General features: G+C 74.0%; 29 protein-coding genes. 11 read left to right on the top strand and 18 right to left on the bottom strand.

Features of this window, described 5'->3' with window-relative positions; translation table 11 throughout:
* Window positions 1–3: 3 nt before the first annotated feature.
* The 5 genes from kdpA to ACZ5HG_RS01265 all read right to left on the bottom strand — a co-directional run bounded on the left by kdpA (window position 4) and on the right by ACZ5HG_RS01265 (window position 3,153).
* Entirely contained in the window at window positions 4–1,674 is a 1,671-nt protein-coding gene (gene kdpA / locus ACZ5HG_RS01245; protein WP_464179876.1) for a potassium-transporting ATPase subunit KdpA, read from the bottom strand.
* Entirely contained in the window at window positions 1,674–1,763 is a 90-nt protein-coding gene (locus ACZ5HG_RS01250; RefSeq protein WP_464179878.1) for a potassium-transporting ATPase subunit F, read from the bottom strand. Before ACZ5HG_RS01250 ends, kdpA begins: the two co-directional genes overlap by 1 nt.
* The gene (locus ACZ5HG_RS01255; protein ID WP_464179880.1) at window positions 1,760–1,918 is read right to left on the bottom strand and encodes a hypothetical protein; all 159 of its coding nucleotides are present in this window, start codon (window positions 1,916–1,918) and stop codon (window positions 1,760–1,762) included. The genes ACZ5HG_RS01250 and ACZ5HG_RS01255 overlap by 4 nt, the downstream gene beginning before the upstream one ends.
* A gap of 204 nt (window positions 1,919–2,122) precedes the next feature.
* The gene (locus ACZ5HG_RS01260; RefSeq protein WP_464179882.1) at window positions 2,123–2,530 is read right to left on the bottom strand and encodes a hypothetical protein; all 408 of its coding nucleotides are present in this window, start codon (window positions 2,528–2,530) and stop codon (window positions 2,123–2,125) included.
* Window positions 2,530–3,153 (bottom strand): nucleotidyltransferase domain-containing protein, encoded by a 624-nt coding sequence (locus ACZ5HG_RS01265; RefSeq protein WP_464179884.1) that lies wholly within the window; start codon window positions 3,151–3,153, stop codon window positions 2,530–2,532. Before ACZ5HG_RS01265 ends, ACZ5HG_RS01260 begins: the two co-directional genes overlap by 1 nt.
* An 89-nt stretch (window positions 3,154–3,242) precedes the next feature.
* Here ACZ5HG_RS01265 and ACZ5HG_RS01270 point away from each other — a divergent pair, with 89 nt between their 5' ends.
* Window positions 3,243–4,166, top strand: a complete 924-nt coding sequence (locus ACZ5HG_RS01270; RefSeq protein WP_464179886.1) for a pseudouridine synthase — start codon at window positions 3,243–3,245, stop codon at window positions 4,164–4,166.
* 6 nt (window positions 4,167–4,172) lie between these two features.
* Here ACZ5HG_RS01270 and ACZ5HG_RS01275 read toward each other — a convergent pair whose 3' ends face one another.
* Window positions 4,173–4,814 carry a TetR/AcrR family transcriptional regulator gene (locus ACZ5HG_RS01275; protein WP_464179888.1) on the bottom strand — a complete coding sequence of 214 codons (642 nt, stop codon included), beginning with the start codon at window positions 4,812–4,814 and terminating at the stop codon, window positions 4,173–4,175.
* A gap of 85 nt (window positions 4,815–4,899) precedes the next feature.
* Between ACZ5HG_RS01275 and ACZ5HG_RS01280 the strand changes: the two genes are divergently transcribed.
* Window positions 4,900–6,414 carry an alpha-N-arabinofuranosidase gene (locus ACZ5HG_RS01280; RefSeq protein ID WP_464179890.1) on the top strand — a complete coding sequence of 505 codons (1,515 nt, stop codon included), beginning with the start codon at window positions 4,900–4,902 and terminating at the stop codon, window positions 6,412–6,414.
* Between the two features lie 94 nt (window positions 6,415–6,508).
* Here the strand turns inward: ACZ5HG_RS01280 and ACZ5HG_RS01285 are convergent, their stop codons facing one another.
* Window positions 6,509–7,342 carry a glycerophosphodiester phosphodiesterase gene (locus tag ACZ5HG_RS01285; protein ID WP_464179892.1) on the bottom strand — a complete coding sequence of 278 codons (834 nt, stop codon included), beginning with the start codon at window positions 7,340–7,342 and terminating at the stop codon, window positions 6,509–6,511.
* 59 nt (window positions 7,343–7,401) lie between these two features.
* Window positions 7,402–7,953: a TetR/AcrR family transcriptional regulator gene (locus tag ACZ5HG_RS01290; protein ID WP_464179894.1), complete on the bottom strand. Its 552-nt coding sequence runs from the start codon at window positions 7,951–7,953 to the stop codon at window positions 7,402–7,404.
* A 119-nt stretch (window positions 7,954–8,072) separates the two neighbouring features.
* Here ACZ5HG_RS01290 and ACZ5HG_RS01295 point away from each other — a divergent pair, with 119 nt between their 5' ends.
* A complete protein-coding gene (locus ACZ5HG_RS01295) occupies window positions 8,073–8,837 on the top strand; it encodes a hypothetical protein (RefSeq protein ID WP_464179896.1) in 765 nt (254 codons plus the stop codon).
* A gap of 49 nt (window positions 8,838–8,886) precedes the next feature.
* Here ACZ5HG_RS01295 and ACZ5HG_RS01300 read toward each other — a convergent pair whose 3' ends face one another.
* Complete coding sequence (locus ACZ5HG_RS01300; RefSeq protein WP_464179898.1) at window positions 8,887–11,868, bottom strand: glycoside hydrolase family 2 TIM barrel-domain containing protein; 2,982 nt, start codon at window positions 11,866–11,868, stop codon at window positions 8,887–8,889.
* 480 nt (window positions 11,869–12,348) lie between these two features.
* On the opposite strand from ACZ5HG_RS01300, the gene ACZ5HG_RS01305 reads away from it, so the two are divergent.
* Together ACZ5HG_RS01305 and ACZ5HG_RS01310 are read left to right on the top strand one after the other, a co-directional pair.
* The gene (locus ACZ5HG_RS01305; RefSeq protein ID WP_464179900.1) at window positions 12,349–13,278 is read left to right on the top strand and encodes an ABC transporter ATP-binding protein; all 930 of its coding nucleotides are present in this window, start codon (window positions 12,349–12,351) and stop codon (window positions 13,276–13,278) included.
* Window positions 13,275–14,096 carry an ABC-2 transporter permease gene (locus tag ACZ5HG_RS01310; protein ID WP_464179902.1) on the top strand — a complete coding sequence of 274 codons (822 nt, stop codon included), beginning with the start codon at window positions 13,275–13,277 and terminating at the stop codon, window positions 14,094–14,096. The genes ACZ5HG_RS01305 and ACZ5HG_RS01310 overlap by 4 nt, the downstream gene beginning before the upstream one ends.
* An 88-nt stretch (window positions 14,097–14,184) precedes the next feature.
* Here ACZ5HG_RS01310 and ACZ5HG_RS01315 read toward each other — a convergent pair whose 3' ends face one another.
* The 3 genes from ACZ5HG_RS01315 to ACZ5HG_RS01325 form a co-directional block, all read right to left on the bottom strand.
* Window positions 14,185–14,829 carry a response regulator gene (locus tag ACZ5HG_RS01315; protein ID WP_464179904.1) on the bottom strand — a complete coding sequence of 215 codons (645 nt, stop codon included), beginning with the start codon at window positions 14,827–14,829 and terminating at the stop codon, window positions 14,185–14,187.
* On the bottom strand, window positions 14,814–16,103 hold the full coding sequence (locus ACZ5HG_RS01320; protein ID WP_464179906.1) for a sensor histidine kinase: 1,290 nt from the start codon (window positions 16,101–16,103) through the stop codon (window positions 14,814–14,816). Before ACZ5HG_RS01320 ends, ACZ5HG_RS01315 begins: the two co-directional genes overlap by 16 nt.
* 81 nt (window positions 16,104–16,184) lie before the next feature.
* Window positions 16,185–16,655 carry a GNAT family N-acetyltransferase gene (locus ACZ5HG_RS01325; protein ID WP_464179908.1) on the bottom strand — a complete coding sequence of 157 codons (471 nt, stop codon included), beginning with the start codon at window positions 16,653–16,655 and terminating at the stop codon, window positions 16,185–16,187.
* A gap of 90 nt (window positions 16,656–16,745) precedes the next feature.
* Between ACZ5HG_RS01325 and ACZ5HG_RS01330 the strand changes: the two genes are divergently transcribed.
* The gene (locus ACZ5HG_RS01330; RefSeq protein WP_464179910.1) at window positions 16,746–17,540 is read left to right on the top strand and encodes a hypothetical protein; all 795 of its coding nucleotides are present in this window, start codon (window positions 16,746–16,748) and stop codon (window positions 17,538–17,540) included.
* A gap of 15 nt (window positions 17,541–17,555) precedes the next feature.
* Here ACZ5HG_RS01330 and ACZ5HG_RS01335 read toward each other — a convergent pair whose 3' ends face one another.
* The gene (locus ACZ5HG_RS01335; protein WP_464179912.1) at window positions 17,556–18,161 is read right to left on the bottom strand and encodes a flavodoxin family protein; all 606 of its coding nucleotides are present in this window, start codon (window positions 18,159–18,161) and stop codon (window positions 17,556–17,558) included.
* On the opposite strand from ACZ5HG_RS01335, the gene ACZ5HG_RS01340 reads away from it, so the two are divergent.
* Window positions 18,160–19,080 carry an AMP-binding protein gene (locus ACZ5HG_RS01340; RefSeq protein WP_464179914.1) on the top strand — a complete coding sequence of 307 codons (921 nt, stop codon included), beginning with the start codon at window positions 18,160–18,162 and terminating at the stop codon, window positions 19,078–19,080. The genes ACZ5HG_RS01335 and ACZ5HG_RS01340 overlap by 2 nt on opposite strands.
* Here ACZ5HG_RS01340 and ACZ5HG_RS01345 read toward each other — a convergent pair.
* The 5 genes from ACZ5HG_RS01345 to ACZ5HG_RS01365 all read right to left on the bottom strand — a co-directional run bounded on the left by ACZ5HG_RS01345 (window position 19,067) and on the right by ACZ5HG_RS01365 (window position 23,151).
* A complete protein-coding gene (locus tag ACZ5HG_RS01345; protein WP_464179916.1) occupies window positions 19,067–19,486 on the bottom strand; it encodes a hypothetical protein in 420 nt (139 codons plus the stop codon). The two genes, ACZ5HG_RS01340 and ACZ5HG_RS01345, sit on opposite strands and share 14 nt — an antisense overlap.
* A 3-nt stretch (window positions 19,487–19,489) precedes the next feature.
* Window positions 19,490–19,978: a hypothetical protein gene (locus tag ACZ5HG_RS01350; protein WP_464179918.1), complete on the bottom strand. Its 489-nt coding sequence runs from the start codon at window positions 19,976–19,978 to the stop codon at window positions 19,490–19,492.
* Between the two features lie 98 nt (window positions 19,979–20,076).
* The gene (locus ACZ5HG_RS01355; RefSeq protein ID WP_464179920.1) at window positions 20,077–20,799 is read right to left on the bottom strand and encodes an ASCH domain-containing protein; all 723 of its coding nucleotides are present in this window, start codon (window positions 20,797–20,799) and stop codon (window positions 20,077–20,079) included.
* A gap of 47 nt (window positions 20,800–20,846) precedes the next feature.
* Window positions 20,847–21,698, bottom strand: a complete 852-nt coding sequence (gene ppk2, locus ACZ5HG_RS01360) for a polyphosphate kinase 2 (RefSeq protein ID WP_464179922.1) — start codon at window positions 21,696–21,698, stop codon at window positions 20,847–20,849.
* 49 nt (window positions 21,699–21,747) lie between these two features.
* The gene (locus tag ACZ5HG_RS01365) at window positions 21,748–23,151 is read right to left on the bottom strand and encodes an APC family permease (protein ID WP_464179924.1); all 1,404 of its coding nucleotides are present in this window, start codon (window positions 23,149–23,151) and stop codon (window positions 21,748–21,750) included.
* 143 nt (window positions 23,152–23,294) lie between these two features.
* On the opposite strand from ACZ5HG_RS01365, the gene ACZ5HG_RS01370 reads away from it, so the two are divergent.
* The 4 genes from ACZ5HG_RS01370 (at window position 23,295) to ACZ5HG_RS01385 (ending at window position 26,498) form a co-directional block, all read left to right on the top strand.
* Complete coding sequence (locus ACZ5HG_RS01370; RefSeq protein ID WP_464179926.1) at window positions 23,295–23,594, top strand: YtxH domain-containing protein; 300 nt, start codon at window positions 23,295–23,297, stop codon at window positions 23,592–23,594.
* Window positions 23,595–23,691: 97 nt separating this feature from the next.
* Window positions 23,692–24,276: a hypothetical protein gene (locus ACZ5HG_RS01375; RefSeq protein WP_464179928.1), complete on the top strand. Its 585-nt coding sequence runs from the start codon at window positions 23,692–23,694 to the stop codon at window positions 24,274–24,276.
* A gap of 122 nt (window positions 24,277–24,398) precedes the next feature.
* On the top strand, window positions 24,399–25,421 hold the full coding sequence (locus ACZ5HG_RS01380; RefSeq protein ID WP_464179930.1) for a nucleoside hydrolase: 1,023 nt from the start codon (window positions 24,399–24,401) through the stop codon (window positions 25,419–25,421).
* 93 nt (window positions 25,422–25,514) lie between these two features.
* The gene (locus ACZ5HG_RS01385; protein WP_464179932.1) at window positions 25,515–26,498 is read left to right on the top strand and encodes a sugar-binding transcriptional regulator; all 984 of its coding nucleotides are present in this window, start codon (window positions 25,515–25,517) and stop codon (window positions 26,496–26,498) included.
* Window positions 26,499–26,551: the final 53 nt, after the last annotated feature.

The following is a 26,551-nucleotide window of genomic DNA, read 5'->3' on the forward strand; positions in this document are numbered from 1 at the left end:
TGCTCACAGACCTTCCGCCAGGGGACCCAGCGCGAGAACGGGGAAGTAGGTCAGGGCGGTCACGATCACCGTGACGCCCACGAGGAGGCCGACGAACTGCGGCCGGTGGGTCGGCAGCGTCCCTGCCGTGGCCGGGACCTTGTCCTGCGCGGCCAGCGATCCGGCGAGCGCCAGCACCAGGACGATCGGCACGAACCGGCCGAGCAGCATCGCCACGCCCAGCGCGACGTCGAACCACGGGGTGTTCGCGGTCAGCCCCGCGAAGGCGGAGCCGTTGTTGTTCGCCGCCGAGGTGAACGCGTACAGCACCTCGGAGAAGCCGTGCACGCCGGGGTTCCAGATCGACGTGCTCTCCACGTCGGCCCGCACCGCGGGGATCGCGAAGGACAGCGCCGTGCCGGCGAGCACCAGGGTCGGCGTGACCAGGATGTACAGGCTGGCGAGCTTGATCTCCCGCGGGCCGAGCTTCTTGCCCAGGTACTCCGGGGTGCGCCCGACCATCAGACCGCCGACGAACACCGCGATCAGCGCCAGCACGAGCATCCCGTACAGGCCGGAGCCGACGCCGCCCGGGGCGATCTCGCCCAGCATCATGTTGAGCATCGGGAAGAACCCGCCGAGCGCCGTGAACGAGTCGTGCATGCCGTTCACCGCGCCGGTCGAGGTCAGCGTGCTCACGCTGCCGAACAGCGTGGTCGCCGCGATCCCGAACCGCTGCTCCTTGCCCTCCATCGCCCCGCCGGCCAGCTCCGGCGCCGTGCCCATGCCGCGGGCCTCGACGATCGTGAGCAGCGTCAGGCTCACCAGGAAGATCGTCGCCATCGCCGCGAGCACCGCGTAGCCCTGCTTCGCGCTGCCGACCATCCGGCCGAAGGTGCGCGGCAGGCTGAACGGGATCGCCAGCATCAGCACCACCTGGAACGCCGAGGTCCACGCCGACGGGTTCTCGAACGGGTGCGCCGAGTTCGCGTTGAAGAAGCCGCCGCCGTTCGTGCCGAGCATCTTGATCGCCTCCTGCGAGGCCACCGGACCGCCCGGGATCGACTGCGTGCCGCCCGCGAGCGTCGTCACGTCGGTGAAGCCCGCCCAGTTCTGGATCACGCCTCCGGCGATCAGCACCACCGCCGCCAGAACCGAGACCGGCAGCAGGATCCGCAGCGTGCCGCGCGTCAGGTCCACCCAGAAGTTGCCGATCGTGCCGACCCGCCGCCGCACCAGCCCGCGCACCAGCGCCACCGCGACCGCCATGCCCACCGCGGCGGACAGGAAGTTCTGCACCGCCAGGCCGAGCACCTGCACCGAGTAGCCCAGGGTCACGTCCGGCGAGTACGACTGCCAGTTGGTGTTCGTCACGAACGAGATCGCCGTGTTGAAGGCCAGGTGCGCGCTGGGCGCCGGCAGCCCGAGGTCCCACGGCAGCCAGGTCTGCACCCGCTGGATCAGGTACACCGCCAGCACCCCCACCAGCGAGAACGCCAGCAGGCTGCGCACATACGCCCGCCAGGTCTGCTCCGACCGGGAGTCGACGCCGATCAGCCGGTACAGCCCCCGCTCGACCCGCAGGTCGCGCGCCGAGGTGTAGACGTGCGCCATGTGGTCGCCCAGCGGCCGGTACAGCGCGGCGACGATCCCGGCCACCAGCGCGATCTGGGCGACGGCCGCCCACCCGCCCATCAGAACTTCTCCGGCTTCACGAGCGCCAGCACCAGGTAGGCGACGGCGGCCACGCCCAGGGCGGCGGCCACCAGGTCCAGGACCGTCACAGTCGCTCGACCCCCGCCGCCACGGCGCCCACCAGCGCGAACAGGACGACCACGGCCGCCACGAGAACCAGGTCCAGCACGACGTGCTCCCGACGTTCGAACGTCGTCGTCAGCCCACCCCGGGGCGACGGCGGGACCGGCAGCAGCCGGGCCACGGACCATCAGAGACCCGTGGCGCGGGGGCGGCGGCGATCCTCACGACTTCCATACGGGTTCGCGGCGGATGCTGACGGATCACGTGCGGGCGGGGGTGTCCTCGCGGTCCTGATCCGGGCGCGGATGTGTCGGTACCGACACATCCGAGAATGTGTCGGTACCGACACATCGGCGCGGTCGTGAAGGCTGGGCGCCTCGCGGGCTCAGCGCAGGCGTCGGTCCATCGCGGCGACGAGGTCGCGGGCGTGGTGCAGCATCGCGTGCACGGTCTCCGGCGTGAGGTACGTGGTGCCGTAGTGCGCGTTGGGCTTGTGCTCCAGCACTCGTTGCAGGTGCCGCGCCAGGTCGGCGCCGTCAGGTCGGACGGTACGCACGAGGTCGGCCGACTGCCCGTGGTCCTGCCCGCGCGCGTGCTCGCCGAGCGCTGCACCGCAGATCGCGTCGCCCGCGGCGATGGCGGCGAGGACGGCCAACCCGGCGGCGACCTGGCGATCCGCGGGGTCCTCCCCGATCACGAGCTCGCCGACCTCGAGGTACCTGCGCGCGGAGGCGGCACGGACGGAGATCTCGGCGCGGCCGATCGGACGGGTGCGTGGGTCGCGCGGGTTCATCAGTCCTCCGAGAGGTACGTCCTGACGTCGGGGCCGACCAGGGTGACGGCGTCGCGGACGAAGGACTCGACGATGGGGTCGTCCGCGCGCCGGGCCTCGGCGAGCCGAGCGGGCGTCGTCAGGTACACGCCCACCTGCTGTCCGGTCCAGGCTCGCACGCGCTCGGCGAGGTGGATGCGCAGATCGGAGGTTTCGGCACCGTCGTCCAGGGTCACGAGCAGCAGGTCGAGGTCCGAGTCAGGCCCGGAGTCGCCGCGCGCGACGGATCCGAAGACGGCGACGCTCGCCCCCTCGGCCGCCGGCCGGAAGCCGGTGACCAGGGCGTCGAGGCGTTCGCGCAGCAGGTTCCACGGGTCGAGCGCGCGGAAGGCCGCGTCGATCGCCGGGTAGGCGAGGTGCTCGGTGCGCAGCTCGTAGATCGTCGCGGACCCGACCGTGCTGGTGTCGACCACGCCCTGCGCGACCATCCGGGCGAGCGCGTAGCGGACGCCGCGCGGGGAGCCTGCGCGGGCGACCCGGCTCACCTGCTCGCCGGTCAGCGGTCGTCCGGCGGACCACAGCGCGCGCAGCACGACGGGGTCGAGACCGCCGCCGAGGGCGTGCTCGGGCGTCTGCCAGTCCATCCGTCCTCCGCAAGATGTTGCCAGCATCGGCAAGATCGTGCCGACATCGGCAACATTTTGCCAGAGCCGTCCCGCCTACGCTCTCCCCCGTGCCCCCTCGCTCCCCGCTGCCCGCCCGTGACGGCCTCGCCGCCGCGTGGGTGCGCACGCCGGACGTCGACCGCTCCTGCCCGGTGGCGTGGACGACGCTCGGCGAGTGGCTGCGCGAGCGGCTGCCGGAGCACGTGGACGTGCCGGGGATGCTCGCGGCGGGGCGGTTCGTGACCGAGGACGGCCGGCCGGTGGCCGACGACGACCCGTACCGGCCGCACCTGTTCCTCTGGTTCCACCGCGACCTGCGCGAGGAGCCGGTGGTGCCGGGCGCGATCCACGTGGTGCACCGGGACGAGCGGCTGGTGGTGGTGGACAAGCCGCCGTTCCTGTCGTCGATCCCGCGCGGGCGGCACGTGGCGCAGAGCGTGGTGGTGCGGCTGCGTGCGGCACTGGACCTGCCGGAGCTCTCCCCGCTGCACCGGCTGGACCGGGTGACGTCGGGGCTGCTCATGCTGGCGACGGAGCAGCGGTGGCGGGGCGTCTACCAGTCGATGTTCGAGCGCCGGGAGGTGCGCAAGACGTACCGGGCGCTGGCGCCGCTGCGCGCGGACCTGGACCTGCCGGTGGTGGTGCGTGACCACATCCGCAAGGAGCGCGGGTCGTGGCAGGCCGAGGTGGTGCCGGGCGCCCCGGTGAACGCGGAGACGCTGGTCGAGCTCGAGCGAGAGGTGGACGGGTCCGGCGTGTACCGGCTGTCGCCGCGTACGGGGCGGACGCACCAGCTGCGGCTGCACCTGCACGGTCTGGGCATCCCGATCGTGGGCGATCCGCTGTACCCGGTGGTGCGGGACGTGCCGGTGGACGACTTCTCCGAGCCGTTGCAGCTGCTGGCGTCGGAGGTGGCGTTCACCGATCCGGTGGACGGCTCGGCGCGGGATTTCCGCAGCGCGCGCACGCTGCCGCTGCCGCCGGAGGAGTGATCCGGCTCAGCGGTGGCCGTCCCACTCGGGGGAGCCGAACAGGGTGCGCTCGACGCGGGCCCACAGGTCGGCCAGCGACTCGGTCGGGTCGGTGAGCGACTGCACCTCGCAGCCGTCCATCGCGGTGAGGGCGGTGCGCAGCAGGTCGGTGAACGTCTCCGGGTCGCGGAACCGCGCGGGCAGGTGCCAGGGCAGCGCGCCCATGGCGGTGAGCAGGTCGTGGTGCCGGCGCCGGTAGTACTCGTGCGCGGGGTGCTCGGGGTCGTGCGCCTCGACGGCCAGGCGCAGGAACAGCCCGACCAGGTCGGCGCGCTCGGTGTTGGCCTCGACCATCCGGCGCAGGGCGAGCGGCAGCCGCACCGTCCCGTCCGGCGCGGCGGCGATCGTGCGCAGCCGCTCGGTGAGCCCGTCGACGTCGGCGTAGTGGTCGTCGTAGGTCTCGATGATCAGCGTGAGCAGGTCGTCGCGGCTCTTCACGTGGTGGTGCAGGCCGGGCAGCGTGAGGCCGACGGCGTCCGCGACGGTCTGCATGGAGACGCCGTAGGAGCCGTACCGGGAGACGAGTCCGGCGGCCTCGGCGGCGATCTGCCGGCGACGGTCGGCCACCGGCATCCGCTGCCGGCTCCGGATCGGGGTGGGCTCGGGCACGGGTCCATCATGGCCTGCCGCACGCCGCCAGGACGCGCTACCTTATACTTATCAGGTAGTCGGTAAGATCGAAGGAGATCCGCTCGTGCCCCTGCACATCGACCCCGCGGCGACGATCGCCCGCATCGCGCCCGCCCTGCACGGGCAGTTCATCGAGTTCCTCGGCACCTGCATCGACCAGGGGATCTGGGTCGGCCCGGACTCCGCGATCCCGCACACCGACGGCATCCGGCAGGGGGTGCTCGACGCGCTCCGCGACCTGCGACCGCCGGTGCTGCGCTGGCCCGGCGGCTGCTACGCCGACACCTACCACTGGCGGGACGGGATCGGCGATCGTGCGCTGCGGCCCACCACGTTCAACGAGAACTTCGGCACCTTCGAGCCCGACGACCACGCCTTCGGCACCGACGAGTACCTGCGGCTGTGCGCGGCGATCGGTGCCGAGCCGTGGATCAACGTCAACATGATGAGCGGCACGGTCGCCGAGATGCGCGACTGGATGGAGTACTGCAACCGCGCCGGCGGCACCGACCTGGCCCGGCTGCGCGCGGCGAACGGGCACGAGGCGCCCTACGGGGTGCGGCTGTGGGGGATCGGCAACGAGCCCTGGGGCGGCGGCGGCACCATGACCCCGCAGACCTACCTCGCGCGGTACCGCGACTTCGCCACCGCCATGCCCCGGTTCACCGGCAGCGTGTTCGAGACCCCCGACGTCTACCCGATCGCCTCCGGCCCCGACGGCAACAAGCCGCGCGAGCGCGTGGCGTGGACCCGCGACCTGTTCCGCGCGCTCGCCGAGTACCGCCAGCCGCCGATCGCCGGCTACGACCTGCACTTCTACAACTGGAACATCGACCACGAGGACGACACCCCGACCTCCTTCGACCGGGCAGGGTGGGACCGGGTGATCGCCGGCGCCGCCGAGCTCGAGCAGGTGATCGAGGAGCAGAACGCGCTGATCGCCGAGGGGCTGGCCCTGATTCCCGAGCCCGAGTCGTCCTTCGACACCCGCCTGCAGCACGTGGACCTGATCGTCGGCGAGTGGGGCAACTGGCACCGCGACGCCTTCGTCGCCCGCCCGGCGCTGCGCCAGCAGGTCACCATGCGGGACGCGATCACCACCGCGCTCAGCCTCGACATCCTCCAGCGGCACGCGGACACGGTGTCGATGGCCTGCAACGCGCAGACTGTCGACGTGCTCAACGCGCTGATCCTCACCGAGGACGAGCACACCGTGCTCACGCCGAACTACGACGTGTTCGCGATGTACCGCCCGCACCGTGGCGCGACCGCGCTGCGGGTGGAGCCCGAGGTCGACGGGGTGCACGCCTTCGCCTCGGTGGACGGCGACCGGCTGCTGGTGAACCTCACCAACCCGGCGATGACCGACGAGGCCGAGATCGAGCTGACCTTCGCGGGCCCGGTGCGGCTGGAGCGGATCGATCGGCTGTCCGCCGAGGAGCCCACGCAGCACAACACGGTCGCCGAGCCGGACGCGGTGCGCCGGGTGAGCACCCGGATCGACGGCCCCGAGGGCACCGCGCACACGCTGCGCCTCGCGCCCGGCTCGGTCAACGTGCTGCACGCCCGGCTGGTCTGAGCGCGCGCCCCCAGCGCCGAGTTGTCATCTCTTGTCGCTTGCGGGCGCCGCGAAGCGACAACTTCTGACAACTCGGCGGGATCGGGGCCCGGGCTCAGCCCAGGAGCGACGCGCGGCGGGCGAGGACGCCGGCGGGGTCGTTGGTGCAGATCGCGTCCACGCCCATGTGCATGAGCTCCTCGGCGCGGTCGAGGTCGTCGATCGTCCACACCCAGACCGCCAGCCCGAGCGCGTGCACGCGCTCGACGTCCGCGGTGGTCAGCCCCTCCGCCCAGGTGGAGACGCCGGCGGCGCCGACGCGCAGCGCCCAGTCGACGGCCTCGTCCAGCGGGCGGCCGAGGTGGGAGAACCGCGCGGCCTCGGCCTCGATGGTCTCCTCGTCGTAGCCGGCGGCGACGGCCAGCGCGCGCAGGTGGTCGGGGGTGGCGACGCCGAGGGTCAGCGGGTAGACGCGGGCGTCCGGCACCAGGGTCAGCAGCTCGGCCAGGGCGTCCCACTGCCCGGAGGACGAGAACCAGGTGAGCGCGGGGTGCCGGGCGATGACGCGGGCCACCGCCGGGGCGGAATCGGCGGCCTTGAGCTCGATGTTGACCTCGAGGTGGCCGGCGGCCAGCGCGAGCACGTCGTCCAGGGTGGGGATCGGCTCGCCGCCGCCGGCGTCCAGGGCCTGCACCTCGGCCAGCGTCATCTCCACGACCGGGCCGGTGCCGTCGGTGGTGCGGTCGACGGTCTCGTCGTGCAGCACCACGGGCACGCCGTCGGCGGTCAGCGCGACGTCCAGCTCGATCCCCTCGGCGCCGTGCTCCAGCGCGCGGCGGAACGCGGCGAGGGTGTTCTCGGGCAGCTCGGCGGAGGCGCCGCGGTGCGCGGACACCCCCACCTCGGCGACGGTGCGGGCGGGGAGCGGGGTGCGGGTCACGACGGTCATGGTGCCAGCCAACGCCGTCGGGGTGGCCGGCGCATGAGGGCACGGCGAACGGGGGGTGGCTAGACCCCCAGCACCGCGCCGACCGCCGCGCGCAGGGCCGTGTCGTCCAGGTCCTGCCGCCGGGTGACCAGCGCGGCGACCCCGTAGACCAGCACGGTCCCGGCGTCCGGGTCGTCACCGGCGGTCAGGTGCGCGGCCACCGCGTCGACCAGCCGGTCCACGCTCGCGGGCAGGTCGGCCGGCAGGGCGGCGCGGTCGAAGAAGACCATCGCGATCACCTCGCGGTGGTGCACCACGAAGTCGGCGTAGAACGCGCGGGCGGCGGCGGGGCGATCGGCGGCGGGCAGGTCGTGCAGCCGGGCGGTGGCGGCCTCGGCATCGGCGAGCACCGGCTGCATCAGGGTCGCGACGATGTCGTCGCGGGATCGGAAGTGGTGGTAGATCGCGGGCTTCGACACCCCGAGCCGGTCGGCGATCATCTGCAACGACGTGCCGGCGAGCGTGCGGTCGCGGAACAGCTCGGCGGCGACGGTCAGCAGGCGCTCGCGGCCGCCGCGGGTGCGCTTGAGGTCCTTGGGGTCCGGGCCCGCGTCGGTCGTCACGTCGGTCATCATCCCTCGCCCTCCTCGTCCACCCGCTCCGGCGCGAACTTACCACTCGTTCAGTTCAGTGCTAACTTATCGATCGTTCAGTTCGGCCGCCGGCCGGGCACGATCGAGGAGAGGGCACGATGCCGGACTGGTACCAGCCGCTGATGGACGCGTTCACCCTGGACAACACCCCGCTGCTCGTCTCGGCGGCGGTGACGTTCCTGATCGGGTACCTGGAGTACATGTACTCCTTCGCCCTGATCCGGCGGGAGAAGATGGCGCCGTACCCGGTGTGGATGCACACCTTCTACCTGGCGCACGACTCCTCGTGGGCGGTGATCATGCTGCTCGCCGCGTCCCGCAACGACTGGCACTGGTTCCTCACCGCCTGCGGGCTCGCGCTGATGGTGTGGAACGTCTTCGAGATCTACAACATCGCCAAGGTGCTCACCGTCGAGCGTCAGGAGGTGTTCGGCGACTACGTGCGCGGCCCGGTCACGTTCAAGCACGCGGCGCTGCTCGTCGGCATCCAGATCCCGGCGATGTACGCGCTGGTCAACATCCTGATCGACTTCATGGGCCCGGGCAGCATCCTGCAGTGGTTCCTGTTCACCAACATGCTGATCGCCTCGGCGCCCGGCGTGCTCTGGCTCAAGCGCGGGGCGCGTGACGGCAACCGGCGCGGCGCGAGCATGGGGCTCGCGATCGTGATCCTGGTCGGCACGATCAACACGTTCCTGCCCGGCGCGAACATGTGGGTGCTGGCGATGCCCGAGGTGTTCAGCACGCCGATCTTCTACCTGACCGGCGTCGTGTTCGTCGCGATCTCGGCCTTCAACCTCTACCGGCTGTCCCGGCTGCCGGCGAAGGTGCCGACCGAGGAGGTGCCGCGACCGGTCTGGTGACGTGCCGCGGGGGTGCGGGCGGATCGATCCACCCGCACCCCCCGGGCGCTCAGGCCTCCGCGGTGGGGACGAACCGCAGCGTGAAGCCGAACGGGCGCGGCGTCAGCCGGTAGGGCTCGAAGGCGTCCGGCCCGCACGCCGCGCTGCCCAGCCCGTACTGCCCACGGTCCAGGTGCAGCCAGGTGCCGTCCTCGACGACCAGGTCGGTCGGGTGCGCGGCGGCGGTCAGCGCGTCGGCGGACCACGGGCGCACGGTGGCGCCGAACGGCTCGGCGCCCTCGACCCGCAGACCACGGTCGGCGTCGCCGACCTGCACCCAGGTCACGTCGGCGCGGCGGCCGTTCTCCTGCGGGTGCACGTACGGCGTCTGCATCGCCGGCACCGTGGACCGGTGCCGCCCGTGCACCACCCCCGCGTGGGAGTCGGCATAGGCCTCGCCCGGCCCGGCGCCGAGCCACTCGACGTCGGCGTCCGGGCGCAGGTCGGTGCGCAGCCGCAGGCCGAGCCGGGGGATCGTCACGCCGGACGGCTCACCGGGACCGCCGGCCGATCCGCCCGATCCGGCACCGGCACGGAACCGTCCGACGGGCTCGGCGGTGAAGCGCAGGTGCAGCGCCCCGTCGGCCCAGGACCACTCCGCCCGGGTGCGGAAGCCGGCGTCCACCGCGGCGGGCATCGACACCCCGGTCACCACCAGGGTGTCGCCGACGACCTCGACGGACCCCACCCGGTGCTGCACCCGGTCGAACCCCGCGGCACGCCAGGCCCCGGCCTGCCCGCGCTCCGGGTCGAGGTCGTTGTCGGTGGGGGCGCGCCACAGGTCGATCCCGAGATCCTCGATCGCGACGTCGCCGACCGCGCGCAGCGACCCGCGCCGGTCGAAGGACGCCTCGCCGACGTGCCAGCCGGTGCCGGGGCCGTCCGGGCGGACCGGGGTCGGCGTGCCCGCCACCCACAGGGCCGCAGCCGTCAGCCGACGCTGCGCGGTGTGGAGCACGTGCCCGGCGGGCACGGTCGCGCTCGCGGTGCGGGTGCGGGCGGTGACGGTCAGCCACGCGTCCGGGGCCGGGTCGTCGATGATCGGCAGCGGCACCCGGACGCTGCCGCGCGCCGGCACGGACGGCAGGTCGATCGTGCCGCCGTCGATCGCCTCGCCCGCGACCTCCACGCGCCACAGCACCTCGACGTCGGCCAGGTCCAGCACGTCGTGCCGGTTCTCCACCAGCAGCGCGTCCGCCTCGACGGTCAGCCGGACCGGGGTGATCACCGCGGCGTACTCCACCAGCCCCGGCGAGGGCGTGCGGTCCGGCAGCACCAGGCCGTCGGCGATGAACGTGCCGTCGTGCAGCACCTCCCCGAAGTCGCCGCCGTAGGCGTAGAGCTCCCGCCCGTCGGCGTCGAGCTGCCGGATGCCGTGGTCCAGCCACTCCCAGACGAAGCCGCCGGCCAGCCGCGGGTGCGCGTCGAACAGCGCCTCGTACTCGGCCAGCCCGCCCGGCCCGTTGCCCATCGCGTGCGCGTACTCGCACTGGATGAACGGCAGCGAGCGGCGGTGCGCGTCGTGCTCGGCGCGGCCGGTGACCGCCTCGGTGCCGGTGCCGATCCGCCGCACCTCGTCCGGGCCGGCGTACATGCGGCTGTAGAGGTCGACGTCCGGGCTGTCGAAGTCGCCCTCGTAGTGCACCAGGCGCTCCGGGTCCCGCCCGTGGGTCCATGCGGCCATCGCGCCGAGGTTCTGCCCGGTGCCGGACTCGTTGCCCAGCGACCAGATGATCACGCTGGGGTGGTTCTTGTCCCGCTCGACGGTGCGGGTCATCCGGTCCAGCATCGCGTCCCGCCAGCGCGGGTCGTCCGAGGGGTTGCGGTCCCAGCCGACCTCCCAGAACCCGTGCGTCTCCAGGTCGCACTCGTCGATCACCCACAGGCCGTGCTCGTCGCACAGGTCGAGGAACCGGGGGTCCGGCGGGTAGTGGCTGGTGCGCACCGCGTTCACGTGGTGCTGCTTCATCAGCTCGACGTCCCGCAGCATGGTCGCCTCGTCCAGCGTGCGACCGGTGTCCGGGTGCCACTCGTGCCGGTTGACGCCGCGCAGCCGGATCGGGGCGCCGTTCACCAGCAGCCGTCCGTCCGCCACGGCCACCGTGCGGAACCCGGCGCGGACGGTGACGGTCTCGGCGGGCGTCGCCACCTCGACCTCGTACAGCCGCGGGGTCTCGGCGGACCACGGCTCGACGCCGGGGATCGTGATCTCCTCGCCGACGCGGCCCTCGATCCCGAGCGCCGGCACGCGCACGGTCGCCGCGGCCGGGGCGTCCACCCGCAGCGTGCCCGCGCCGGTGCGGTGGTCGTAGCCGGCGTGCACGAACAGGTCGTCGATCCCGCCCGTCGGCCGGTGCACCAGCGACACCGAGCGGAAGATGCCGGACACCCACCACATGTCCTGGTCCTCCAGGTAGGAGGCCGCCGACCACTGGTGCACCCGCACCGCCAGCACGTTGCGCCCGGGCCGCAGGTGCGCGGTCACGTCGTGCTCTGTCGGCAGCCGGCTGCCGGTGCCCCAGCCGAGCTCCTGCCCGTTCAGCCACACCGTGAACAGCGAGTCCACGCCCTCGAACCGCACCAGCCAGCGGCCGGGCGCGTCGGCGTCCGGCGCGTCGAAGGTGGTCCGGTACTCGCCGGTGGGGTTCGCGTCCGGCACGAACGGCGGGTCCACCGGGAACGGGTAGCGCACGTTCGTGTACGCCGGCGTCCCGTACCGCGCCTGGCCGCGCGGCAGCAGCGCACCGCTGTCGTCGCGCAGCCCGGCGATCTGCCACGACGACGGCACCGCGATCCGGTCCCAGCCGCTGTCGTCCAGCCCGGGGTCCGCCAGGTCGGGTGTCACCGAGGCCACGTCCGGCACCAGCCGGAACCGCCACGCCCCGTCCAGCGGCACCCGCGCCGCCGTCGTGCGGTGGCCGGTCGCCCGGGCCGGTTCGCGCCCCTCACCGGGGGCGAAGGTGTGCAGGCGGTCGTGGAGCGGGACGTGCATCGGGGACCTCTCGTCGTCGGGAGCCGTGCGGTGCGGCAGCAGGTCGAGCATGCCTGCGGCCGGCGTCGCGGGTGCCGCTGCCACGCCGCCCGGGCCTCGTCGGGACGCAGCAGGAAGCCGCCGGCCGCCTCCAGGCACAGGCGGAGCTGGCTGGCCCGGCGTCCGTCCCGCGTGATGCCGATCGCCTGGCTCGCGACCGGCGTGAAGCGGGGGTCGGGGCCCGTGGGGCGTCGGCACGCGATCGAACCGCTCGACCAGCAGCACCTCGTGCCTCACAAGAACAGCGACCTAGAGCCCTCACTCGCTGTTCTTGGTGAGTGGAGTGCCGTGGCCTGGCGCTGGAAGGTCATCCTTCCGGGCGACCGCCCTCCGCCGCGCGACGGAGCAGACGCCCCCGCAGGTCACGACCCTGGACGGTTCCGGCGCCCCACCCGCCGTCCGTAGGTTCGTGGACGGTCGAAGACACACGGAGGGGACGTCATGATCGAGGCTCAGGGCCTGACGAAGAGGTATGGCAGCAAGACTGCTGTGCAGGGCATCAGCTTCACGGTGGCGCCGGGGAAGGTCACGGGGTTTCTGGGGCCGAACGGTGCGGGCAAGTCGACGACGATGCGGATGATCATGGGTCTGGACCGGCCCACCGCGGGTCGGGTGACGGTGAACGGGAAGCCGTATGCGGAGCACCGCTCGCCGTTGACGCAGGTCGGTGCCCTGTTGGACGCCAAGGCGGTGCACTCGGGTCGTTCGGCCGCGAACCACCTGCGGGCGGTGGCGGCCACGCATGGCATCGGGCCCAAGCGTGTCTCGGAGGTGATCGAGATGACGGGGTTGCAGCAGGTCGCCAAGAAGCGGGTGGGTGGCTTCTCGTTGGGGATGGGTCAGCGGTTGGGGATCGCGGCGGCTCTGTTGGGGGATCCGGCGACGTTGATCCTGGACGAGCCGGTCAACGGTCTGGACCCGGAGGGTGTGCTGTGGGTGCGCAACCTGGTCAAGCACCTGGCCGGTGAGGGCCGCACGGTGTTCCTCTCCTCGCACCTGATGAGTGAGATGGCGTTGACCGCGGATCACATCCTGGTGATCGGGCGGGGGCGGATCATCGCGGACGCCCCGGTGGCGGACATCGTGGCGCAGGCGTCGGGGTCGTCGGTGCGGGTGCGGTCCCCGCAGGTGTCCCGCCTGGTGGAGCTGCTGGCGGGCCCGGAGGTCACGGTGACGTCGTTGGAGGCGGGGCTGGTGCAGGTCGCCGGCGCGGACGCTGCGCGGATCGGTGAGCTCGCGGCGGCGAACGGTGTGGTGCTGCACGAGCTGAGCCCGGTGGCGGCCTCGTTGGAGGACGCGTACATGTCGTTGACCGCGGACGCGGTCGAGTACCACTCGAGCACCACCACGGGCACGGAGGCCACCCGATGAGCACCACCACCGCCACCCCCGCGACCACACGGCCCCGGGCCACGGCCGGCGACATCCGGGTCACCTTCCCCCGCCTGGTCCGCTCGGAGTGGATCAAGCTCTGGACCGTCCGCTCCACCTGGTGGGTCGTCCCGATCGCGATCCTCGCGCAGACCGGCTTCGCCTGGCTGATCGCCTACTTCGGCACCCAGAGCACCGGTCCCGACGGTCCGGGCGACTTCACCGCCGACTACCTGGTGATGGGCATCCAGTTCTCCCAGCTCGCGGTGTGCGTGCTGGCGGTGCTCACGCTGACCGGCGAGTACTCCACCGGCATGATCCGCAGCACGCTCACCTCGGCGCCCCGCCGGCTGCCCGCGCTGCACGCCAAGGGCCTCGTGATCCTGGCGGTCTCCTTCGCCATCGGCGTGATCGCCGCCGTGCTCAGCTGGCTGGTCACCTACCCGGTGCTCGGCGAGACCTACCGCCTGGACCTGGGTGACGCCACCAACCAGCGGATCCTGCTCGGCACCCCGCTCTACATGGTGGGGATCGCGCTGCTGGCCTATGCGATCGGTGCGCTGCTGCGGCACACCGCCGGTGGGATCGCGGCCGTGCTCGGCCTGCTGCTGGTGATCGAGCCGCTGCTGTCGTCCGTGCCGTGGAAGTTCTTCACCACGATCGCGCCGTACCTGCCGCAGTCGGCGGGGCAGCAGATCATCTCGGTCGGGTCGCCGGACGCGACGCTCACCGCGTGGGAGGGCTACGGCGTGCTGGTGCTGTGGGGCGTGGTGCTCTACGCGCTCGCCGCGCTGGCGATGAAGCGCCGGGACGCCTGAGAGTCCCGGTCGGCCACGACGGGCCCGCTGCGGTGCGACACCGCGGCGGGCCCGTCGTCGTGCGGGCGGCTGCGGTCCAGCGCACGCGCTACCCGCGCAGCCAGGCCAGCACGGCCAGCACCCGGCGGTGGTCCGCGTCCGAGGCGGCCAGCCCGAGCTTGGCGAAGATGCTCGACACGTGCTTCTCCACCGCGCCGAGCGTCACCACCATCCGGTCCGCGATGGCCGAGTTGGTGCGGCCCTCGGCGATCTGCCCCAGCACCTCCCGCTCGCGGGGCGTCAGCGCGTCCAGCGGCGAGGTCGCGGAGCGGCGCACCAGCAGCTGGGCCACCACCTGCGGGTCCAGGGCGGTCTCCCCGTCGCGCACCCGGTCCAGGGTCGCGGCCAGCGCGTCGAGATCCTGCACCCGGTCCTTGAGCAGGTAGCCGACACCGCCGCGCCCGTCGGCCAGCAGGTCGCGGGCGTAGGTCTCCTCGACATACTGCGAGAGCACCAGCACGCCCAGCCCCGGCTGCTCGCGGCGCAGCGCCACCGCGGCACGCAGGCCGTCGTCGGTGTGGTCGGGCGGCATCCGGACGTCCACCACCGCGACCTCCGGGGCGTGCTCGCGCACCGCGTCCACCAGGTCGGGCGCGGTGCCGACGGCGGCGACGACGGAGTGGCCCGCCTCCGTGAGGAGACGGACCAGACCTTCGCGGAGCAGCACCGAGTCCTCGGCTAGGACGACGCGCACGGGATCCTCACCCGGACCATGGTGCCGTGACCGGGCCCGCCGAGGACCTCGACCACGCCGCCGACCCCCGCCGCACGGTCCCGCAGGCCGGCCAGCCCGTGCCCCGGCACCACCTGGGCGCCGCCCCGGCCGTCGTCGGACACCATCAGGTCGAGCACCCCCTCGTCCAGCACCAGCACCAGGTCCACCTGGGAGGCGCCGGCGTGCTTGGCGGCGTTGGCGAGCGCCTCGCAGGCGACGAAGTACGCGGCGTTCTCCACCGCCGGCTCGAAGCGCACGCTCTCCGGCAGGTCGGTGCGCAGGGTCGCCGGGACGGGTGATCCCGCCGCCACGGACACCAGCGCGGCCACAAGTCCCCGATCGGCCAGCACCGGCGGGGCGATCCCGCGGCTCAGCGCGCGCAGCTCCGCGAGGGTGTCCTCGGTCTGGCGCCGGGCCTCCGCGATCACCGCGCGCGCCTGGTCGACGTCGGCCGCCGCCAGCCGCCGCTCGGCCGTCGACAGGTCCATGCCGAGCCGGATCAGCCGCTGCTGCGGGCCGTCGTGCAGGTCGCGCTCCAGCCGGCGCAGCGACTGCGCCTCCGCCCGGGCGGCCTGGCTGCGGCTGCGGGCGAGCTCGTCCACCTGCCGGCGCAGCAGCGCGGCGTCCGGGGACAGCAGCGCCTGGGCGAGCGCCGTGTGCAGGGCGGTGCAGGCACGCAGCACCGGCACCAGCGTCGCGGCGAACACGATCCCGACGATCAGGTTGAGCACCCCGCGCGGCAGGACGTTCTCCAGGCCGAAGAACCCGCCGTTCACCTCCACCGAGTCCGGCAGCAGGGGCAGCCACAGCCACGAGGTCAGGCCCACCGCCGTGCCGACCCACCAGGTCAGCGCCACCGACCAGGTCAGCACGGTCACGGGGAAGGTCAGCAGCCCGTGGGCGGCCTCGGCCCAGCGCACCGGGTCGCGCAGGTGGTCCAGGTAGCGCCGGAGCCCGTCGTGGTGGGACGGCCGGTACGCGACGGTGCCGACCGGCCGACCGGCGAGCGCCAGGCGCCGACGTTCCAGCGCGGCGAACCACCCGGCGGCCTCCAGCGTGATCACGGTCAGCGGCAGGCCGACCACCAGCAGCAGCAGGCTCGCGGACAGCGAGAGCCCGGACAGCAGCACCGTGAAGGAGGCCAGAGCCACCGGCATGCCGGTCAGCAGGTACGCGGAGTCGAGCGCCAGGGCGCGGAAGAACCCGGGGGATCCGGTGCTGGTGTCGTCCACCGGTGCGGTCGTCGAGGTCATGCGTCCAGTCTGGTCAGCGGGTGCGGGCGGGCGCAGTGGCGGCTCCCGGTCGATCGGGGGTGGTGCTGGCCCCACCATCGATCATCGCAGCGGCTTCACCATCAGCAGGCAGGCCGTGCCCGGCCACAGGTCGGTGGTCTCCTCCAGCGGCAGGAAGCCCGCGGAGCGGTAGAACCCGCGGGTCAGCCGGTAGCCCGCGTCGGGGTCGGAGGGCCCGAGGGTCTTCACCTGGAGCAGCGCCGTGCCCTCGGCCCGCAGGTCCTGCTCCGCGCGGTCCAGCAGCGCCCGCCCGACGCCCTGCCGGTGCCGGTCGGGCAGCACCGCCATCAGGTGCACCTCCGCCGACTCCGGGAAGTGGCGCGCGAGGACCAGCACGCCGATGGTCGTCCCGGCGGCGTCCATCGCCCGGTACGTCGGCAGCCGCTCGGCGGACTCCGCGTACTCGGCGGTCGCCTCGGGCCGGCCGAACCAGGCGGGCAGCGCGTCGAGGACGGTGCGGACGACAGCGCGGTCCACCCGCTCGGGACCGGTGACGACGACGGCTGCGGGCACGCCGGGAGCCTACGGACCGGTGCGGGTGCAGGTCAGGCGGTTTTCCCCGGATCCGCCCGATCGCCCCGCCGCGTGCGCCAGGATGGACCGATGCATGTCGACACAGCGGCCGTGGACCACCTGCTCGCGACGGGCGACCTGCCCGACCACTGGCTGCTGGGGGTGGCGGCGGGTGACGACGCCGAGCCGGTCGCTCCGCAGGTGCCGTCCCGCGCGGAGCACCTGACGATCGCCGCGCTGCGGGACGCCCTGGTCGGGCTGACCGCGCCCTTCGCCCCCGCGCACCCCGAGGCGTGGACCGCGCTGTTCGGCGACTGGACCGCAGAGGTGGCCGACGCCCGGGTGGCGCTGGTCGCCGGCTGGCCCGCGCCCTACGACGCCGGGGTGCGCACCGACCCGGACGGCAGACCGGTGATCGTGCTGGACCTGGCCCGGATCGGCACCTACGGCGACGCCACCGAGGCGCTGGACGCCGCCCGGCAGATGCTCGACCACGAGGTCGCGCACGTGGTGGTCGGTGCGCGCTGGCCGCTCAGCGCCGAGCCGTGCTTCGCCGACCGACTGGACCGGATCACCTTCGACGAGGGGATCGCGCACTACCTGGCGATGCGGGAGCACCCCGTGGTCGATCCCGCGTCCCCCGCGCGCGCCGAGCGGTGGGAGGCCGCCGTCGGTGAGCTGCGCACCGCCCGCGCGCTCACGGAGCGCCCCGCGCAGCGCGACGCCCTGCTGCGCGCCGACGCCGCCGACGCGTTCTGGGACAAGTACGCCTGCGTGGCCGGGCTGCTGGCGTTCGTGGACGCCGAGCACGAGGGCGGCTGGGAGGCGGCCGGCGCGCTGGCGGCGCAGGGCTGGCGCGGGTTCGCGGAGCGCGTCGCGGGCTGAGGGGCCGCCGGCGGGTCAGCCGGCCGGGTAGGGATGGTCGCGGAGCAGCGCGGCCAGGTGCGCGGCGTGCCGGGCGACGGTGGCGGTGGTGCCCGCAGTCGCCTCCGGCGTCGCGTCCAGGTCCTGGTAGTCGGTGGACCCCATCGCCTCGCCGACCCAGTAGGTCACCCCGGCGGCGGGGATGGTGAAGCCGACGTCGTCCAGCGCCTGGAACAGCTCGGCGCTGGTGTGGTGCGCGCCGTCCTCGTTGCCGACGACCGCGACCACCGCCACCTTGCCGGCGGTGAGCATCCGCCCCTGCTCGTCCGTCTCGGACAGCTCGGCGTCCAGCCGCTCCAGCGCGCGCTTGGTCACCGAGGACGGCTGGCCCATCCAGATCGGCGTCGCCAGCACCAGGATGTCCGCGGCCAGCATCTGGCGGCGGATCGCCGGCCAGGCGTCGCCCGCCCCCATGTCCACCGCCACGCCGGGGCGGATGTCGTGATCCACCAGGCGCACCACCTCGCCGGTGACGCCGTGCTCGCCCAGGGCGTCGAGCACCTGGCGGCCGAGCAGCTCGCTGCTCGACCGCGCGGGGGACGGGGTGAGGGTGCCGACCAGGACCAGTGCGGTGAGGCTCATGGCTCCACGGTCACCCCGTCCCCCGGATCGCGCGACCCGAAGACCGGGCCCGCCGACGCGGTGGCGCGGTCGCGCCCGGCCGCTCAGCGTCGAGCCGTGCTTCGCCGACCGGCTGGACCGGATCACCTTCGACGCGGGGCGCCTGCTGCGCGCCGACGCCGCCGACGCGTTCGGGGACAAGGACGCCTGCGTGGCCGGTCTGCTGGCGTTCGTGGACGCCGAACGTGAGGGCGGCTGGGAGGCGGCCGGCGCGCTGGCGGCGCAGGGCTGGCGCGGGTTCGCGAAGCGCGTCGCGGGTACCGCCGACGCGGTAGCGCGCCCGCGCCCGCAGGACGACGCGCCCGCCGCCCGCCCGCCGGGATGCTGGGAGCGCGCGTTCGGCGGGACGGCGTCGACGTGTCCCCTCGGGCCGTCCCGCCGGGCGCGACCAGCCTCGCCGCCGACCCCGGAGACAGCCGTGCCCACCACCGACCGCCGCCCGCGTCACGCCCCGGTCAGTGAGCGGCTGCTGGCGCGCCGGGTGCTCCAGATCGCCTCCGGCCTGCACGCCGCGGGGCTCCGTGCCGGCGACCGGGTGGTGCTCGCGCAGCCCGGCGGACCCGCGCGCACCGCGGTCGAGGCGGCGTGCCGGCGGATCGGCGCCGAGGTGCTGGTGGTCGATCCGCGCCGCGCGCGACGTCGCGTGCTGCGGGCTGCCCGGCCGGACGCGCTGGTGGGTCCGGCGCCGGTGCTGCTGCGCGCGTGCGGGCTGCGCGGGATCCGGGTGCGCCTGGCGACCAGCCGCCTGCCGCTGATCGACCGCGCCGCCGGCGTCCGGCTGCACCTGGCCGATGTGGTCACCCGGCACCTGCTGCTGTCCCTGCCGCCGGAGCCGGTGACGGAGCCGGCGGCAGGGATCCCGGTGCTCAGCGCGGGTTGAGCCCGGCGGCGCGCGCCCCGTCCCAGTCGATGGTGAACCGCTGCGGCATCGCACGCAGCGCCCACAGCGGGAGCACGCTGCCGACGGCGAGCCACGGCCGCAGATCGGCGGGCACCTGCTCGACGTGCGCCACCGTGGTGGGGCTCGTGCCGGGCACCTCGAGCCGCAGCCGCATCGACGTCCCGCCCGCGGGTCCCGGGCCGAGCGGTGCCGCGCCGACCTGCTCGACCACGGCGCGGCCGAGCACACCGGTGCCCGGACCGACCGTGCCGGTGCGCAGCGCGTCCTGCAGCGCGAGGGTGTCCTGCATCCCGGTCGCCGCGGTGCTCAGCCCCTCGGCCAGCGACGGCCGGGGCGCCGAGCGGGCGTGCCGGAGCAGGGCACCGAGGTCACGCAGGACGCCCACGACTCAGGCCCGGCCCTCGCGCACGATCCGGCCCATCTCGCGGCCCACGGCGGGGTTGGCCTGCGCGCGGGCGGCGAGCTCCTCGGCGGCGGCGGTCCAGTCGGCGGGGGAGACCCCGCGCTCGGCGGCGATCTGCGCGAGCCGGGCCTGGTCGTGGCCGACCGCGGCGGACTGCGCGATCACCTCGGCGTACACCTGCCAGGTGACGCCGTTCGCGGTCGGGGCGAAGGCAGTCGCGTCGGCGTCGCCCCCGTGGTTGCGGAAGTCCGCCTCGGCCTGGGTCGGCGTCGGCTGGGCCATCGCCTGGGCCATCAGCGCCTGCTGCTGCGCGGGGGTCATCTGCCCGACGCCGGGACCGGCGTAGCCGGCGGCGCCCGACTGCGCCTGCGCGGCAGCCACGGCGGCATCGGCCTGCGCCTGCGCCTGCTGCGCCCCGGTGGCGGCGGTGGTCGCGTCGGAGATGGCCTTCTTGGCGCGGTCGAACAGGCCCATGGTGGTGGCTCCGTCTCGGTCGTGCGACGGCGCGGCTGTCCGGCCGTCGGTGCGGGTGGGTCCGGTCACTGTAGGCAGACCCGCCGCGTTCGTGCAGGTCAACGATCCTGCACGGCACCGCTCACGTGGAACCGCACCAGCTGCACCGGCGCGTCGTCCGTGATCCCCGGGTAGTGCCCGCGCAGCCCCGCACGCAGCCCCGCGGCGCTGTTCGCCCCCTCGGCCCGCGCGTCGTCCTCGGTGAGGGTCGCGAGGGTGCGGTCCTCGATCGCGTCGACCACGCCGGGCAGCCGGCGGTAGCCGTCGTCGTCCTCGAAGACCAGCCAGGTCGGGCCGGGTCGCGCCGGGTCCTGGAACCGGGTGGTCGCCTGCTTGCGGCCCGCCACGATCGCGTCGTGGTAGGCCGGGGCGAACCGCAGGAAGCGCTCCGGGTCGGCGTCGGGCTGCGTGTACGCGTGCGGCAGCAGCGAGCGCAGCGGCACCTGGTCCGGGCCGTCGGGGGTCGGCACCACGACGAAGCAGTCCGGGTGCAGGTCGAGCAGCACCTGCCGGCACCGGCCGCACGGGGCCAGCGCGCCCCGGCCCCCGTCCCCGGTGGCGGCCACGGTGACCAGCGGCCCGGCCCCCGCGGCGGCGGCGACGCCCAGCACGACGATCTCCGCGCACGGCCCGCCGGTGAAGTGGTGCACGTTCACGCCCGTGTGGATCCGGCCGGTGGTGTCCATCGCGGCGGCGGCGACGGTGTGCGCGGGGTCGCCGGTCAGCGTGGCGGCGAGGGCGGTCGCGGCGTCGAGGACGGCCTGCTCGTTCGGGTACAGCATCCGTCGAGCATCCCGGAGGGGGTCCACCGCTGTCCCGGGAATTCGGCTCAGGCGTCGGCCTCCGGGTCGCCGACCAGGCTCGCCACGTGGTCCGGCACGTAGGTCGACAGCTCGCGCGGCGGCCGGGTGTAGCCGCTGGACGCCGCCGGACGGTCCGGCAGGTGGATCTCCTCCTGCGGCACGTGCGTGTAGGGGATCGTCGAGAGCAGGTGGCTCATCATGTTCAGCCGTGCGTGCTTCTTGCTGTCCGACTCCACGATGAACCACGGGCTCGCCGGGGTGTCGGTGTGCACGAGCATCTCGTCCTTGGCGCGCGAGTAGTCCTCCCAGCGGGTGATCGACTCCAGGTCCATCGGGCTGAGCTTCCACTGGCGGACCGGGTCGTGCAGGCGGGACCGGAACCGACGGAGCTGCTCGGCGTCGGACACCGAGAACCAGTACTTGCGCAGCAGGATCCCGTCGTCGATCAGCATCTGCTCGAAGATCGGCGTCTGCCGCATGAACCGCGCGTGCTCCTGCGGCGTGCAGAAGCCCATCACCTTCTCCACCCCGGCGCGGTTGTACCAGGAGCGGTCTAACAGCACGATCTCCCCGGCGGCCGGCAGGTGCGCGATGTAGCGCTGGTAGTACCACTGGCCGCGCTCGCGCTCGGTGGGTGCGGGCAGGGCGGCGATCCGGGCGACGCGGGGGCTCAGGTACTCGGTGATCCGCTTGATCGTGCCGCCCTTGCCGGCGGCGTCCCGGCCCTCGAAGATCACCACCACCCGCGCGCCGGTGGCGCGCACCCACTGCTGGAGCGTGACCAGCTCGGCCTGGAGCCGGAACAGCTCGGCCTCGTAGACGGCCTTGGGCAGCTTCGCGGGCTTCGGGGCGTCCCGGACCTCGTGCTTCTTCGCCATGACCGGACGCTACGCCGCCGCGCGCCCCCGTGCCCCGTGAACGCCCGGCTCAGTCGGTGGCGCCGCGGGAGACGATCACCCGGTTGACCGCGTACAGCAGCACGCCGATCGCGAGCAGGATGCCGGCGCGGGCGTACACGGCGGGATCGCGGCCGGTCAGCGGCGAGGCCAGCACCAACGACACCACCGCCCCGAGCACCGGCGCCCAGGTCGGCGCGCGGAACGATCGGGTGCTGTCACCGGGCGCCGGCTCCGGGGCGTCGTCCCCGCCCGCGTCGGCAGCGCTTCGGCACCGGAGCACCAGCACCGCGACGTTCACCACCGCGAACACCAGCAGCAGGAGCAGCACGGTCGTGTCCGCCAGCCCGGACAGGTCGCCGGTGGCGGTCAGGGTCAGCGCGAGCACGACGGTGAAGGCGATCGCCACGTACGGGGTGCGGCGGCGGGCGTGCACCCGGCCGAGCACCGGCGGCACGATCCCCTCGCGGGACATCCCGTACACCAGCCGCGAGGCCATCATCATGTTGATCAGCGCGGTGTTCGCGACCGCGAGCAGGGCGATCAGCGCGAACAGCCACGGCGGGAACACCAGCCCGGCCACCCGCACCACCTCGAGCAGCGGTCCGGTCGACCCCGCCAGCACGTCGGTCTCGACCAGCGTCGTCGCGGTGAACGCCACCGCCAGGTAGATCACCCCGGCCACCACCAGCCCGCCGAACAGCGCCCGCGGGTAGTCGCTCCGCGGGTGCCGCGCCTCCTCCGCCAGGTTGACCGAGTCCTCGAAGCCGAGCAGCGCGTAGAACGCCAGCGCCGTGCCGCCGAGCACGCCCATCCAGGCCGGACCGGCGGTCTCGAGCTCCAGCGCACGCCCGGGGTCGCCCTCGCCGCGGACGAGCGCGGAGATCCCGATCCCGATGATCACCAGCAGCCCGCCCGCCTCGATGATCGTGAGCAGCACGTTCACCCGGATCGACTCGGAGACGCCCAGCACGTTGACCAGCGTGATGATCCCGAGAAACACCCACGCGGCCACCAGCGTCGGCACCCCGAAGGGCAGCAGCTCGGCCAGGTAGTCGCCGCCGAACGCCCGCGCCGCCGCCGAGGCGCTGGTGATGCCGGACATCATCACCGCGAACGCCACCAGGAAGGTGAGGAACGGCCGGCGGAACGCGCGGTTGGCGTACAGGGCCGCGCCCGCCGCCTGCGGGTAGCGCGCCACCAGCTCGGCGTAGGCGGTGGCGGTGAGGGCGGCGAGCACGAACGCGGCGAGGAACGGCAGCCAGATCGCCCCGCCCACCTCACCCGCGACGGTGCCGGTCAGCGCGTAGATCCCGGCGCCGAGGATGTCCCCGACCACGAACAGCAGCAGCACCGTGCCTCCGATCGACCGGTGCAGCGTCGGCTGCCGCTCCCGGTCGGTGGTGGTCTGCTCGTCCCGCGCGGTCCCGGCCATGGCGCACCCCCTGGCTGCCCACTGTGCGCCCGGTGGGCACCCACCGCGCGTCGGCGGACCCGGGCGCGGGCGTCGGCCGGGCGACCCGCGCGGCGCCGACCTAGGCTCGGAGGTTCCACGCGCAGAGGCACCGGGAGGTCGGGATGAAGGCGAAGGCGGCGTTCGTGGTCGGCGTCGGGATCGGGTACGTGCTGGGCACCCGGGCCGGCCGGCCGCAGTTCGAGAGGATCAAGGGCTGGGCGTCGGAGGCCTGGCACGACCCGCGGGTGCAGTCCACCGTGGACGACCTGGAGGCCTCGGTGGCCCGGTTCGCCGCCGAGCAGGGCACCGCGCTGAAGGACAAGGCCGTCGACGCGGTCGTGAGCGCCGTGCGGCGCGACGACGGTCCCGCGTCCGCCGAGCGGCGCACCGCCCCGCCCGCCGGGCTGGGCGACCTGGACTGATCGGGGCGCGCGGACGGGGAACCCCGGCGCGGGGTGCCGCGTTCAGCGAGTGAGGTCCGGTGCGCGGCCGGGCCGTCCTCGATCGAAGGAGCCGCTCGTGCCGACCGCCTCGCTGCACCCGTCCCTCGACCCCTCCGCGGTGCCGGACCCCGAGGCCCTGCGCGCCGCGGACCGTCGGCGGACCACGCTCGTCACCGCCGCCGTGACCGGTGCCGCCACCGCCGCGTACTACGCCACCCCGGACGTGATCCAGTCCCGTGCCGGCCGCGGCTGGGCCAAGGCGGCGCTGGCGACCGTCGCCGCGGCGGCTGCCATGCCCGGGCTGCGTGCCGACCTGGCGGCGAGCCGGGCGCGCGGGCAGGACGACGCGCGCGAGCAGGCGATGCGCGCGATCCAGGACCTCCCCCCTCGGCAGCGCGTCGTCCTCGCGGCGGCCGGGACGGCGCTCGTCGGCGTGCAGGTGGCGCTGACGGTGGCGGCCGAGCGCTGGGTGTTCCGGCGCGGCGAGGCGCGCGTGGCGGCCGGTCGACGCTTCGCGCACACCGGACCGGCGCTGCTCTACGGTGCGGTCGCCGCGGGTCTGGTGCTCGCCGCCGACGCGATCCCGACGCCGGACGACGTCGAGACCCTGGACCTGTCGACGCTCGACCTCGACCTGACCAACCCGTCCCCCGCGAACTGATCAGGCATATCCATTCGTTCCCAGTTCGAGATGCGTTTCCTCTTGTGACCGCGGCCTCGGATCGCTAACTTCTCGGATCAGCGGGCCTCGTCGTGGAGGTCCACGAGCGATCGGATGGTCACGTGTCGACGACGAACCCGCAGCCGGCTCAGCGCACCTGGCGCCTGGGGGAGACCCCCTGGGCCGGCGCACCGCGCGGCGCCGGCCCGCACGCCCGCGTGGTGATCGACAACGACTTCTCCGGCGACCCGGACGACCTCTACCAGCTGGTGCACCACCTGCTGTCGCCCGCGGTGGACATCCGCGCGGTGATCGCCTCGCACCTGGCCGTCGGCGACCCCTTCGACCCGAGCACCACGCAGGCGGCCAACGCCGAGGCGATCGTGCACGACCTGTTCGACCTGATGGGGCTGCTGTCCCACGAGGTCGTGCACCGCGGCGCGGAGACCGCGCTGGTCGACGCCCGCACCCCGCACGACACCCCTGCCGCCCGCGCGATCATCGCCGAGGCCCGGCGCGCCGACGCACAGGGCCCGCTGTACGTGGTGGCCGGTGGCGGGCTGACCGATCTCGCGTCGGCCTACCTGCTCGACCCCGGGATCGCCGATCTGCTGACGGTGGTGTGGATCGGCGGGCGCGAGCACGAGGGGCTGGCGGTGCCGCCTCCGGGGGCCGACGCGATCGAGTACAACCTCAACATCGACCTGGTCGCCGGGCAGGTGGTCTTCGCCTCCGGGATGTCGATCTGGCAGGTGCCGCGCGACGTCTACCGGCGGTGCCTGGTGTCCGAGGCGGAGATCCGTGCGCGGGTCGCGCCGCGGGGCCCGGTCGGTGCCCGCCTCGCCGAGGCGCTGCGCACCGTCACCACGCTGGTCGGGCGCCACCAGGGCGGCGCCGCCGAGACCTACGCGCTGGGCGACTCCCCGCTGGTGCTGCTCACCGCGCTCCAGTCGCTGTTCCAGGCGGACCCCTCGTCCAGCGACCACGTCGAGATCCCCACCCCGCACCTGGACGACGACGGCGGCTATGTCGCCGCCCCCGGCGCGCGCCCGATGCGGGTGTACACCCGGGTCGACACCCGGCTCATGTTCGAGGACCTCTTCCTCAAGCTCGACGAGCTGGCGCGGTGGCAGGCGGGTGCCTGAGGTCGGTCGACCTCCGGACCTGCCCCTCTCGCTGCTCGGTCACCTCTAGACTCGGTCGGTGAATCCCCGGTCGTCGCTGAATGAGAGTGCACTGTGACCGAGCTGCCCCCGACGGTGCCGACCCGCGCCATGCTCCAGCGCGCCGACCAGATGCGCCTGATGGCCAAGGTCGCCCGGATGTACCACGAGCGCGGCCAGCGGCAGGCCGAGATCGCCCAGGAGCTGCACATCTCGCAGCCCCGGGTGTCCCGCCTGCTCAAGCGCGCAGGGGAGATCGGCATCGTCCGCACCACGGTCACCGTGCCGACGGACGTGCACACCGACCTGGAGGAGCGGCTCGAGCGCGAGTTCGGCCTGTCCGAGGCCGTGGTGGTCGACTCCGACTTCGCCGGTGACCTGCGCTCGCTGGGCACCGCCGCCGCCGAGTACCTGGAGGCGACGCTGATCGGCGCCGAGCGGCTCGGCATCTCCTCGTGGAGCGCCAGCCTGCTCGCGGCCGTCGACGCGCTGCGCCCGTCCACCAAGCCGGTCGTCACCGATGTCGTGCAGCTGGTCGGCGGGGTCGGCGACCCCCGGGTGCAGGTCGAGGCGACCCGTCTGCTGACCCGGCTCTCGGCAGCCACCGGCGGCGAGCCGATCTTCCTGCCCGCACCCGGCCTGCTGGCGACAGCCGCCGCCCGCGAGTCGCTGGCCGCCGACCCCTCGGTGTCCGGCGTGACCGGCCGCTGGCCGCACCTGACGACGGCGCTGGTCGGCATCGGCACCCTGGAGCCGTCCCCGCTGCTGGAGCAGAGCGGCAACGGCCTCACCCAGCACGACCAGGACGTGCTGCGCGACGCCGGGGCGGTCGGCGACGTCTGCCTGCGGTTCTTCGACGCCGAGGGGCGGCCGGTCGAGGGCGGGCTGGACGAGCGGATCATCGGCATCTCGCCGGAGACGTTCCGCAGCATCCCGCGCCGGATCGCGGTGGCCGGTGGCACCCGCAAGGTCCCGGCGATCCGGGGCGCCCTGCGGGGTGGCTGGATCACGATCCTGGTCACCGACGCCGCCACCGCCCGCGACCTGCTCGGGGGCTGATCCGCGCTCACGCGCCCCGCGCGTGCCCAGCGTGCACGAAAGCACCCTTCGCC

It is taken from the genome of Cellulomonas sp. GTC20042 (assembly GCF_055389595.1).